The 12,212-nt window shown below is 58.7% G+C and carries 8 protein-coding genes, 1 tRNA gene and 1 pseudogene; 3 read left to right on the forward strand and 7 right to left on the reverse strand.

The genetic code is table 11. The annotated features are described in order from the left end of the window. Nucleotides 1–137, forward strand: a pseudogene (locus tag NW849_RS11520) (RNA-guided endonuclease TnpB family protein); the annotation flags it as partial. A 90-nt stretch (nt 138–227) separates the two neighbouring features. After that, on the forward strand, nt 228–1,139 hold the full coding sequence (locus tag NW849_RS11525) for an alpha/beta fold hydrolase (protein WP_414357751.1): 912 nt from the start codon (nt 228–230) through the stop codon (nt 1,137–1,139). On the opposite strand, the gene NW849_RS11530 is transcribed toward NW849_RS11525, so the two are convergent. Continuing rightward, the gene (locus tag NW849_RS11530) at nt 1,136–1,591 is read right to left on the reverse strand and encodes an HHL1-like protein (protein ID WP_414357752.1); all 456 of its coding nucleotides are present in this window, start codon (nt 1,589–1,591) and stop codon (nt 1,136–1,138) included. The two genes, NW849_RS11525 and NW849_RS11530, sit on opposite strands and share 4 nt — an antisense overlap. 143 nt (nt 1,592–1,734) lie before the next feature. Here NW849_RS11530 and NW849_RS11535 point away from each other — a divergent pair. Further along, nucleotides 1,735–1,808, forward strand: a tRNA-Pro gene (locus tag NW849_RS11535). A gap of 42 nt (nt 1,809–1,850) precedes the next feature. On the opposite strand, the gene NW849_RS11540 is transcribed toward NW849_RS11535, so the two are convergent. The 6 genes from NW849_RS11540 to NW849_RS11565 all read right to left on the reverse strand — a co-directional run bounded on the left by NW849_RS11540 (nt 1,851) and on the right by NW849_RS11565 (nt 11,201). Beyond that, nucleotides 1,851–4,442: a DUF3536 domain-containing protein gene (locus tag NW849_RS11540; protein WP_414357753.1), complete on the reverse strand. Its 2,592-nt coding sequence runs from the start codon at nt 4,440–4,442 to the stop codon at nt 1,851–1,853. A gap of 243 nt (nt 4,443–4,685) precedes the next feature. Next, a complete protein-coding gene (locus tag NW849_RS11545) occupies nt 4,686–5,840 on the reverse strand; it encodes an ABC transporter substrate-binding protein (protein WP_414357754.1) in 1,155 nt (384 codons plus the stop codon). A gap of 190 nt (nt 5,841–6,030) precedes the next feature. Continuing rightward, entirely contained in the window at nt 6,031–7,053 is a 1,023-nt protein-coding gene (mraY, locus tag NW849_RS11550; RefSeq protein ID WP_414357760.1) for a phospho-N-acetylmuramoyl-pentapeptide-transferase, read from the reverse strand. Between the two features lie 148 nt (nt 7,054–7,201). After that, a complete protein-coding gene (locus tag NW849_RS11555; protein ID WP_414357755.1) occupies nt 7,202–9,577 on the reverse strand; it encodes a phosphoketolase in 2,376 nt (791 codons plus the stop codon). Between the two features lie 111 nt (nt 9,578–9,688). Further along, on the reverse strand, nt 9,689–10,804 hold the full coding sequence (locus NW849_RS11560; RefSeq protein ID WP_414357756.1) for a pentapeptide repeat-containing protein: 1,116 nt from the start codon (nt 10,802–10,804) through the stop codon (nt 9,689–9,691). A gap of 22 nt (nt 10,805–10,826) precedes the next feature. Continuing rightward, entirely contained in the window at nt 10,827–11,201 is a 375-nt protein-coding gene (locus NW849_RS11565) for a DUF1257 domain-containing protein (protein ID WP_414357757.1), read from the reverse strand. Between the last annotated feature and the right edge of the window lie 1,011 nt (nt 11,202–12,212).

Consider the following 12,212-nt stretch of genomic DNA (forward strand, 5'->3'; position numbering starts at 1 on the left):
ATAGGCTACCACGAGATTGGCAAGGCGCTCTGGGTGTTATGCTCAGAGCTTTGCGGGATACCGCCTTTCTGTTCGGAAACGGACAGAATGCTATCGCTTCACCGTTGAGCAGTAATGCTCAGCAGTGTTCAGCGTAAATGTATCAGACAAAGGCATTCCGAAGCTATGATGAACAGGGATGGCTCTGAGTTTCTACCTACATCTTTAACTGGGTCTGTTTTCAGGCTGTGCTGACTGCTTCTTCTGCCGGTTCTGCGGCTGAGGCCATTGCTCCTTTTGCTCCCCAAGTCTGGAGCTGGCGCGGACATGCCATTCGCTACGTGGTGCAGGGATCCGGATCCCCCCTGGTTTTGGTGCATGGATTCGGGGCTTCCATCGGCCATTGGCGGCACAACATCCCCGTGCTGGCTGCGGCAGGATACCGGGTCTATGCCCTGGATTTGCTCGGGTTTGGCGGCTCGGCCAAGCCTGCTCTCCCCTACACCTTGGATCTCTGGGCGGAGTTGCTGGTGGATTTTTGGCAGCAGCACATTCAGCAGCCTGCTGTGTTTATCGGCAATTCCATTGGTGCCTTGCTCAGCTTGATGATGGCTGCCCGGCATCCCCAGTTAACGGCAGGAGCAGTGTTGCTCAACTGCGCCGGGGGGTTGAACCATCGCTCCCATGAGCTCAGCCCGATTTTCCGCCTTTTCATGAGTGTTTTCACCGCTCTGGTGGCCTCTCCGGTGACGGGGCCATTTTTGTTTGATCGGGTGCGGCAGCGGCAGCGTATCCGCGCAACTCTCAAGCAGGTGTACCGCAACCCCGCCGCCATTACCGATGAGCTGGTGGAGATTCTGTATGCCCCTTCCTGTGATGTGGGCGCTCAGCAGGTGTTTGCCTCGATTCTTACCGCTCCCCCCGGCCCGACTCCCGAAGCCCTATTGCCTCAGGTGCGCTGCCCGCTGTTGGTGCTCTGGGGAGAAGGGGATCCCTGGACACCCATTCAACGGGGCCGCGGCTTTCAAAACCATGTGCAAGGGATCGACTACCAGTTCTTGCCCATTCCCAATACAGGCCATTGCCCCCACGACGAGCGCCCAGAGGTGGTCAACCCTCTGATTTTGAGCTGGCTGCCCAGAGCCTTTGCGGCAGTCTAGCCTTTTTTAGAGGTTCCTTTGCTGGAGAGGCCCAACCAGCTCCGCATCTTAGCCACCCAAACTTGAAGGGGTGAAGGCTGGGGACGGATCGCCACCTGGATCGGCTCGTCTTGGAAGTCCTTGTCCTTAAGGCGAAACCCAAACTCCAGGTCATCTTTCACCTTGCCGAGACGGGGAAACAGCCTGACGGCTGCTTTTTTGAGTTCTTCCTCGTTTTGGAAAATGGCCTGGTGAATGGCGCTGGAACGTCCCACTGCCAGGGATCCCACCGGCAGCCAAGGATTGGGCTGGCCAGGCGCGGGCTGGCGACGGCGGGCAAAGATGTTGAACTCCGGCATCCCCTTGGCTTTCAGCTCGTCGTACCGTTGGGCGGCTTCCTTGCGCTTGGCAGTGTTGGAGCTGGCCGGTTTTTTCTCAGGCTTGGATTTGCGAAAACCCTTAGACGGATTCATACTTGGGCTGACGAGAGGGGGGATTTTTGCAGCTTAGCGCAGATCGGATCCCCTTCTCTGCTGGGGATCCCTTGTCCTCATTGTCCGTAGCCGGCGTGCTATACTTGTTGAGCTTCGGCGGGCGGTTAAAGGGGCCTGTCAGTCGGGATGTAGCGCAGCTTGGTAGCGCACTTCGTTCGGGACGAAGGGGTCGCAGGTTCGAATCCTGTCATCCCGATGGCTTTAAAGTTCACTGAGCTCTCAACTTAATCTTGGGGGTTTAATTTTGGGGGTGTAGGTGACGCAGCCAGGCATTGACGTTGACCCGAATTCGCTGCCCAACCTGTAAGAGGCGGTGCAGGTTTTCGGCAGAAATGTCTCGGCAGTCTTCTTGGGGCCAAGCTGGGCAACGCGGGCCAATTTGACGCTCCAGCGCTGTCAGATAGAGCTCTTGCAGGCGATCCAAGTTGATGGGCAGGCGCAGGTCTGCAGCCAATTGCAGCCATTCTTCCAGGTTGTAGAGCTGTTCGCCGAAGGTCTCCGGCTCAAAAGCGTGGGCAAGGTGCCACATCCCCCGCTGTAGGAGCCGATCCAGAACCCGGGCTGCCTCTTCCCGCCGCAACTGACACCCCAACTGCTCGGCCTCGCGCACAATTGCCCGCAATTCCAGCAGGTGATCCCGCTTGCCCTCTTCCATTTCCATCGCCCGCAAACTGGTCAACAGGCGTTGGTTGAGGGTGATCTGAGCGGCAGCCAACAACTCTTCCGGGATCGGCAGGCCGTCGGCCCGAAAGGCCATCAAGACCCCGTAATTGTCCAGGTAGGTTTGGCGGTAGAGCTGGGCCAGGCGGTCTAGGGTATCTTGAGTGAGCCAGCGCATCATCTGCTGCCGATCTTCGTCGTCGAGGGCGTTTAAGTCGAAGGTTTCCGGCCCAAATAGGTCTTGCAGGGTCAGGATCATCTGTATCCGACTGTGGGATCCGGCCAGCAGCCGCGCTTTTATCTGCTCGTAGATGCGCCGCCCGGCAAACGGCTTGACGCCACATTGAAAGTCCCAGCCGCCGAGATGGAGCATGGCGTAGATCAGGTCGTGCTCTTCGCGGGTGGTGGGAAAAGTGAGCTTCACCCGCCCGATGGCCAGTGTCGACCCGCCTATCGTCAGGCGCTCTTGATCCACTTGATCCAGCACATATCCTTGGGAACGGGGGATCCCGTTAAACAGGGAAAACATGGCGTGCTGAGCCACCAGCCGTTGCGGGCTGATCAAGCTGGGGCGCACCAAGGCGCAATAGACCCCCTTGCCGTCTCTGTAGAGGTCGAGGTTGCTGGGGGCCTTGCTCAGGCGCTGCAAAAACTCCTCTTCTAGGTTGACATCCGCCACTGCTGCTGCCAACTGGATAGCCCGTGCCGCGTAACGCAGGATCTGCACCCCTTCAGGACGGGATAGCTCCTCGAAAAACCAGCCACAACTGGTGAACATCAACTGGCTGTAGCGCTGCATCTCCAACAGGCGCAGCACTTGCACCCGATCTTCGGCGGTGAGGCGGTGGCTTTGGTGCTCCTGCAAAAAGGCATCACAGCGCTCCCGATCCAAAATCACCTCGATGTAACGATCCCGCGCCAGCCAGGGATCCCGCAGGTAGGCTCTGGCCTCCGTCTCGTAGATCTCGGCCAGCTGATCCCGCAGCCAGTTGAGGGCCTCCCGCAGCGGTTGCCGCCAGCGTTGGTGCCACCCTCCCACCGCTCCGCAGCCACAGTCTCGCGACCACCGTCCTACCCCGTGGGCGCAGCTCCAGGCGGTGACCGGTTTCAGTTGCACCTCCCAAGTGGGGGGATGTTGGCTGAGAAAATGGCTGTAGTTGCCCACCTGCCAGCCCCGGCGGGGAAATTCCTCGCAAAAGGCATAGGCCAGTGTGCGTTCTACACCCCGCTTGTGGTGGCCAAAAGTCTCGCCATCGGTGGCACAGTTGATCAGATAGGCTTCCCCCTCTTTGTCCGGGCGCAGAGCGGAACGGATCCGCTCCGCCAGCGAATAAGTACTGTAAACGATATCCCCAAAGCCCAAGTCACGGGAAATGGGGCCATCGAAAAAGAAAATATCCAAGTACCCCTCCCGGTCGGGGGTAAAGCAGCGGTAGGGCCGGCGGGGATCGATCTGGCCTTGGCTAACGTCGATCCACTCGGTTTGTCCCAAGGGGCGAATGCGCTGCGCTTGGCTGGGGGCCAAAATGACGAAGCGGATCCCACATTCGACCAAGGCCGTGACCGTTGCTGCATCAATGGCGGTTTCGGCCAGCCACATCCCCTGGGGATGGCGCCCAAAGCGGTGTTGAAAATCGGCAATTCCCCAGCGGATCTGGGTGTACTTGTCTCGCTCGTTGGCCAGGGGCAGGATGACGTGGTTGTAGACTTGGGCGATGGCATTGCCATGACCCTCCAGCCGCTCAGCGCTGAGACGGTCGCCGGCCAAAATGCGTTGGTAAACTTCAATGTCATGCTCCTCTAGCCAAGAGAGGAGAGTAGGGCCGAAGTTAAAGCTCAAGAATTCATAGTTGTTGACAATGCGCACCACCCGTCCTTGGTCGTCCAGAACGCGGGCAAAGGCGTTGGGGCGGTAACATTCCGCCCAAATGCGCTCGTTCCAGTCGTGAAAGGGGCTGGCGCTCGGCTGTCGCTGAATGCGGTTGAGGCAGGGATCCTCCCGAGGCGGCTGATAAAAATGGCCGTGCAACACCACGTACGGCCGCGCAGAGGAAAGCTCAGCAGCACCTGCCGGAGAAGGAGCCGCTTGCATCGGCGGGTCGGAGACCAAATCGCTGTGCCCTGACTGTGCCGCTGGCCTATCGGAATTTTTGGAGCCACTCGGCATCATGAGATTACACTCCTTTTAGAGGCCTCCAACTGGGTTACAGGGGAAGGCAATGTTAACTTAAGTTCATATCCATACGTTACAGCGATCCCCGATCTGCAACGGTGAATGTAAAGGATTCAGTTGGAAATTTGACAGGGAACAAACATCGGTCAGTAATCTTTGCGTTTTCCTCACAACAGAAGGGATCCAGCCGGGATCCCTTCCTGAACGGGTCTCAGTCTCTGCCCAGTTGGATCCCCGGACTTAGCCGGTGGGGGCCGATTTGCCGGTGGCCATTTCCCACACCGAATAATCCACCACCGCAGCAGGCGGATCGGCGCTGAGAATGCCCAAAGATTTCAAGGTTTCCACGTTGGCCCGATACACCGAAGGCACCAGCAACCCAGCATTGCCTTCCAGGGTGGGGCCCGCCTGATACAGCTTGGCAATTTCAGCCATTTGCCAGGTTTGGTGCTTGAGGGGATCCGCTTCCGAGCCGGATCCTTTGCAGGTTGCGCCGCAGAAGGTGAGAACCACCTGCACCGTTTCTTCTGGGTTGGCCACAGCGTAATCCCAACCCTTGATCGAGGCTTTCACCAATTTGGCCGCGATGGCTTTGCCCGATTGGCCGGATCCCTTAAAGTTGCTTTCGTTTAAAACGCGCTCGGTGGTGAACAGCAGGTCTTCCAAGAGGTTGATGCCGTAGTCTGGCAGGTGCATGACGTTGAGTTCGCTCAGGGGGTAGCCCAAACCCACGATCTGATTCAGCTCGTTGTAGAGCATGGCCGAGGCTACATCCACCTTATCGGGAAAAACCAGGGCCGGATCGAAGCCATAGGTGATCAGCTCCACATCGGGGTTGGTCACCCCTGTATCCAGGCTGGTGGTCAAGTTGAAGGCTTTCATCAGAGCCAGGGCCGGATATTCGTTGCCAGAAGGCCAAATGCCCACCTTTTTACCTTTGAAATCGGCAGGGTTTTTGATCCCGCTGGATTTGAGAGACACCATCGCGTAGCCCGACTTCTGAAAGATCTGGGCGATGTGAACCACGGGCAGCCCCTGAGCCCGGGCAGTCAGCAGGTCGGTGATCCAAGTGTTGCCAAAGTCGGCTCCGCCCACGACCACTGTCTGGATGGGGGATTGATCTCCAATCGGCAGCAGCTCGACGTTCAGACCTTCGGCTTCGTAAAATCCTTTTTCCTTGGCGATCAGGTATCCGGCAAACTGGGCTTGCGGAAACCATTTCAGTTGAAGTTTCACATCCACCAACCGGCTCTGGGCCTGGGATCCCATCCCCAGCAGGGTCGTCAGTGCCAGCGCCATGCCCAATACCAACGACATCAAAGGGATCCCGCGCTTACGCTTGAAGAGGCGGGGCAGGTGAGATAGGGCGTGAACAGTACGGCGGCCTAGATCCATAGTGCAACCCTTGCTTCTTAAGAACGGTGTGCCAAGACTGTAGAGGATCTGCCTCTGGGCAGAATGTTCACCACGCTCACAATGCCTGGAGGGAGATCAAATCTGCGGGGCCAACTTTCCGTCGGCTTTGGAATGACCCCTTCGAGGTCAGGCCCCCATTGGAATCACCGTGCATCCCCAGCTCGCCAACTCAAATTCCCGCCCAGTGCCACCAGGCCCAGCCCAGCCCCACTAGCAGCGCCGTTACCCCGTAGAAGGATCCCACCACCTGCACCTCCGACCAGCCCCCCAGCTCCAGATGGTGGTGCAAGGGCGACATGCGCAACAGCCGTCTGCCTGTGCCGGTTTTGCGTTTGGTGTATTGGAAGTAGCCCACCTGCAGCATCACCGACAGCGCCTCTGCCACCAGCACTCCCCCCATCAGGGCCAAGGCCCAGAGCTGATCCCCCAGCAGCGCCAACCCGGCCAGAGCGCCCCCCAACCCCAGGGATCCGGTATCGCCCATGAACAGCCGCGCCCGGTGGTGGTTGTGAACCAGGAACCCCAAGCAGGCACCGCTCAGGGTGAAAGCCAACACCGATAGCTCTGGATCCCTGTGAAGGAGCCCCAGCCCAATCAGCAGGATGGCCACCACCCCTGCCGCCAAGCCGTCCATACCATCGGTGAGGTTTACGGCATTATTGGTGCCCACCAACACAAACAGGGCCAAGGGCCAGAACAGCCAGCCCAGAGAGAGGGTGCCTATCCCCGGCAAGGTCAGACTGGTCGGGATCCCCTGCCAGGCCAGGTAGACACAAAACCCAAGGGCAACTCCCACCTGGAGCAACAGCTTGTGTTGGGGAGACAACCCCTTGTTGGATTGCTGTCGGATCACCAGCCAATCGTCCAGCCAGCCGACAAAGCTGTAGGCCAGCGTGAGCAGCGCGACGGCCAGCCAATGGGGATCCCAGCCGCTCCAGATCCCCGCCACCAGCAGCCCCACGGGCAAAAAGCTGATCCCGCCCATGGTGGGTGTGCCTGCTTTTTTCTGGTGGGATTGGGGCCCCTCCTGACGGATCACCTGCCCTGCCTTCCAGCGCCGCAATCCGGGGATGAGCAGGGATCCCAGCAGGGCCGAACCCAACACGCTCAATCCAAAAGGAACAAACACCTGGGGGCGGATCCCAATCACAAGGGCCGAGAGGGCTAAACCCAGCCCCAGCGAGAGCGCCATCCCGCCCCACTCTGTTTCTTCCAGCTCCAGATCAGGAAGTGTATCCGCATCCACCCTTTCTGAACCCCTCACACCCTCAACCTCCAAACCCTCAAAAACTCTATCCTGCCAGAGCTCAGAGGCGAAAGTTAGTTGAGTGGGGATCCCTTCAATAGGGCCACTTCCAGTTGCGCACCTCCGGCAGATCTTCTCCATGCTCGCGGATGTAGTGTTTGTGCTCCACCAGCTTGTCTTGGATGATCTGCTTGATGTGGGCCCGCTCGTACTTGAAGCGCTCCACCCGATCCAACACATCATCGGCCAAGCTGAAGCGATCCACCTCGTTGAGGACACACATGTCGAAGGGGGTGGTGGTGGTGCCCTCCTCCTTGTAGCCGCGCACGTGCAAGTTGTGGTGGTTGGGGCGACGGTAGGTGAGGCGGTGAATCAGCCAGGGATAGCCGTGGAAGGCAAACACGATGGGCTTGTCCGGCGTGAAGATGCTGGCGTAATCCACATCGCTGATGCCGTGGGGGTGTTCGCTGGGCGGCTGCAGCTTCATCAAGTTCACCACATTCACCACCCGGATCTTGATGTCCGGCAGGTGCTGCCGTAGGAAGTCCACCGCCGCCAGGGTTTCCATCGTCGGCACATCGCCGCAGCAGGCCATCACCACATCCGGCTCTGAACCCTGATCGTTGCTGGCCCATTCCCAGATGCCCAAGCCCTGGGTGCAGTGCTTGATGGCCGCATCCATATCCAGGTACTGCAGGGCCGGCTGTTTGCCTGCCACGATCACGTTCACGTAGTGGCGACTGCGCAGACAGTGGTCGGCCACCGAGAGCAAAGTATTGGTATCCGGGGGCAGGTAGACGCGGATGATTTCGGCCTTTTTGTTGACCACGTGATCCAAAAAGCCGGGATCCTGGTGGCTGAAGCCGTTGTGATCCTGCCGCCACACATGGGAAGTCAGCAGGTAGTTGAGGGAAGGAATGGGCCGCCGCCAAGGAATGTGCCGGGTGGTTTTCAACCATTTGGCGTGTTGGTTGAACATCGAGTCCACCAGGTGGATGAAGGCTTCGTAACAGGAAAAGAACCCGTGTCGCCCGGTCAACAGGTAGCCTTCTAGCCAGCCCTGACAGACGTGCTCGCTGAGGATCTCCATCACCCGTCCATCTGGGGAGAGGTGCTCGTCGCAATCGTAGATGGGAGCTACCCAGGTGCGGTCGCTGGCCTCAAACACAGCATCCAAGCGGTTGGAAGCGGTTTCATCGGGGCCAAAGAGGCGGAAGTTGTGGGGGTTGAGCTTCATCACATCCCGCAGAAATTGCCCCAGAACTCGGGTGGCTTCGGCTTCGGTGGTGCCGGGGCGGGGGACAGGCACGGCGTAGCGACGGAAATCCGGCATTTTCAGCTCCCGCGTCAGCAGGCCGCCGTTGGCGTGGGGCAAAGCCCCCATGCGTTTTTCCCCTTTGGGGGCCAGCTCTTGCAGCTCCGGCAGCAGACGGCCATTTTCATCGAAGAGTTCTTCCGGCTTGTAGCTGCGCATCCAGTCCTCCAGAGCCTTGAGGTGCTCCGGTTTTTTGGCCAGATCCGCCAGGGGCACTTGGTGGGAGCGCCAGAAATCTTCCACCTTTTTGCCGTCCACCTCTTTGGGGCCGGTCCAGCCTTTGGGGGTGCGCAGGATGATCATCGGCCATTGGGGACGAGTGGGATCCCCTTTGCTGCGGGCATGCTGCTGGATTTCTTGGATCTCGTGGATCACCGTGTCCAAAGTGGCGGCCATCAACTGGTGCATCTCTGCCGGCTCGCAGCCTTCTACGAAGTAGGGTTTGTAGCCGTAGCCCACAAACAGATTTTGCAGCTCGTCACGGCTGAGGCGGGCCAAAACGGTGGGATTGGCGATCTTGTAGCCGTTCAGGTGCAGAATCGGCAGCACTGCTCCGTCGTGGATGGGGTTGAGGAACTTGTTGGAATGCCAGGAAGCGGCCAAGGGGCCGGTTTCCGCTTCTCCATCCCCCACCACACAGGCCACCAGCAGATCGGGGTTATCAAAGGCAGCCCCAAAGGCGTGGGCCAGGGCATAGCCCAGTTCTCCCCCCTCGTGGATGGAGCCAGGGGTTTCCGGAGCCACGTGGCTGGGCACGCCGCCGGGGAAGGAGAATTGCTTGAAGAGCTTGCGCATGCCTTCGGCGTCTTGGCCGATGTTGGGATACACCTCGCTGTAGGTGCCTTCCAAGTAGGTGTTGGCCACCAGAGCAGGGCCACCGTGGCCGGGGCCGGTGATGTAGAGGATATTGAGGTTTTCCCGTTTGATGATGCGGTTGAGATGCACGTAGATGAAGTTCAACCCGGGTGTGGTGCCCCAGTGCCCCAGCAGGCGTGGCTTCACATGTTCCAGTTTTAGGGGTTCTCGCAGCAGCGGGTTGTCCATCAAATAGATTTGCCCGACCGACAGATAGTTGGCGGCCCGCCAGTAGGCATCCATTTTGCGAAGCTCGTCGGCGGTGAGCGGTTTTGTCGAGAGCTGTTCTGCCAGAACCATAGCTGTACCCCATAGGTATCTCTACTCCTATGGTGATCCGGGTTTGCCCAATTGCCGGGGGATCTTGGGATTCCTTTGGATTTGGCTCATTGGGTGAGCGGTAGGCACCTGTTACCACCACCAGGGCTTGATCGGGGTGCCGTCGGGAAAGATCAGGCCGGCAATCCGGGATCCGCTGTGCTTTAACCCTTCGATCTGAGCTCCTTCCAGGTTGGCTTGGGTTAGGTTGGCCCCGCTGACATCGGCCCGCCGCAGGTTAGCCCCCTGAAACTGGGCCTGACGCAGCTCGGCGCCGCTGAGATTGGCCCCTTCCAGGTCGGCATTTTGCAAGTTGGCCCCCCGCAAGTCCGCCCGCTGTAGGTTGGCTCCCCCCAAGTCCGCTCCCTCCAGGTTGGATCCGCGCAGATCGGCCCGGTTCAGATCCGCTCCCCTCAGCCGGATCTGACAGAGCACCAGTTCTCGCAGATCGGCTTTGCTCAGGTCTTGGCCGGAGAAATCTTGCCCCTGTCCCCCCCAGTTTTGCAACTGCCAAATGTGGCGCACCCGTTCTTCCAGGTGGGTCTCTTCCGAAAGCTGGGATCCCCGCAGGCTGGTGCCGCTGACCTTGGCCCCTCTGAGGTCGGATCCCCGCAGGTCGGCTCCCTGTAAGTCGGCTCCGCTCAGCTTGGCCCCTTGCAAATCCGCTTGGCGCAAATCCGTTTGCCGCAGCCGGGCGCCGTTGAAGTTGCAAAAGCGCAAGTTGGCCCGCCTCAGGTTGGCCTCCCACAGGTTGATCCCCCCCAGCCGTGCTTCTTGAAGGTCGGCTCCCTCCAGGTCTGCATAGGCAAAATCCCGCTCCCCCCGCCGATAGGCCACGATCACCCCTTGCGCTCCCCCCACCGGGCGAAAAGGGCTGTAGGTGCGACAGGCCCGTTCTGCCTCCGGCTGGCCAAGCTGAGACAACAGCCGCCAAGCTGCCAAGCGGACTGCCCAAGAGCTATTGCCGGCGAGGGCTTCAATGAGTTCGGCCAGGCCCGCCGACCCGTACTGCAGCAACTGGGGCAGGGTGGCCAAGCGCACGGCTTCATCGCTGTGGGTGAGTCGTCTCCGCGCCCCCTCGATACCTCCCAACACCAAGGCGTGGGCAGGGGCGCTCCCGGTTGCCATTTGCCCCCCCAACACCAGATCCCAAGGTTGGGGCCGGGATCCCTGGTCAGTCCTGACAGCCGGCTGAGGCTTACCTACCATGGGCGGATGCCGATGGGCCTAGCTATACCCAACGCCCCACCACCACGCGGATGGTGCCATCCTCCAGCACTTCTTCGGCCTCGATGGCATAGCCCTGCTCACGGGCTGAGCGCAGCAAACTTTTGTGGGCATAGCGCTGCAAGATCGGCTCCAGAAAGGTCTTGGGATCGATGCCCGCCCCCCACAGATCGGCCACCAGCTCGTAGTGATCCCCGTTGCGGCGAAACCCGATGTCGAAGCCATTTTTCTGACGGATCACCAAGTCGGCACGGGTGCGGTTCCAGAGATAGCCCCGCAGGCTGGTATCCCGCTGCACGGCGTAGCCCAATTCCTTCAGGGTCTCTTCCAGGAGATCGGCGTCTTTGATTTGCACTTGCAGGGTGGTGAAGTGAGACATGGCCCTTCCAATCCTTTGACCGATGGAGACCGGATCCTCACTATAAAGCGCCCTTGGGGTGGTGGAAGAAATGTAAACCATCCTGCGGTGGGTCGAGCGAGCGGAACGCAGCTCCCCCTTTCTCCCGCAGGAGTGCAACACACCTGGGCCTGGAGGGTCGCTGGGCTGGCCTGACCTGCCTTCTTATGTAGGCGCGCGCTGCGGCATTCGCGATAGCGGTACGGAGCACCAAGGCTGAGGCATCCGCGCCTAGCGTGTTCGGTGATACAGAAATCTTAGATCTGCATCTAGTGTCCAAAGTCGAGTATTGGCGATAACTTCCACTAGGTTTAGAGGCAGAAGCAAAAACCCGTCCCACAGGGATCCGTCCTCATCTGTTTCCGGCTGAGGTTGTCGGCGATGACGTGCCAAATTCACCTCAAGGCATTCCAAAAACCTGCTGATGAACCTTTCTATTCCCTGCCGAGCAAGCCCTTCCGATAGTTCTGCAAACAGAAATATCCATTTCTAGTTCTAACAAAATGAGTGAAAAAATTTGCTTTCTTAGCTTATGAGCAATCTGATTTGGCATCAAAAATTTGTTGATTGTTTAGAACAATCTTTCGTAACTTTCCTAAGCCTTAAATCCAGGCTTATGAAATGGTTAATTTCTCGGCCACCCTTTTAGTAGAGTTTTTAATCAACAAAATGGGCAGCTAGACGCTCCTAATAGAGTCTAGTGAGCCAGACTCAATAAATTTAGTGAGTCAAGCACTCGATTCTGGCTCAAGTTTTTAGAGTTAAAGCCTTTACGAAAGGGCTTTTGTGCTGGTATGAATAAGGTGCTGTTTGCAGAAAGGTCAGCTTCACACACAGGAAGACGGCTTGATGCAACAACAGGAGAAGTGGCGATTCTGACAGGACATGAATTTATGGTGTGGGGTTTGATATGTCGGAAAGTCTTGACTTGCAAGATGCGGTGGGGCGTTTCTTGAAGACGATTGGGCGCTACTCGTTGCTCACCGCTGAAGA

The organism is Synechococcus sp. R55.3 (genome assembly GCF_047461975.1).
Taxonomy (GTDB): Bacteria; Cyanobacteriota; Cyanobacteriia; order Thermostichales; family Thermostichaceae; genus Thermostichus.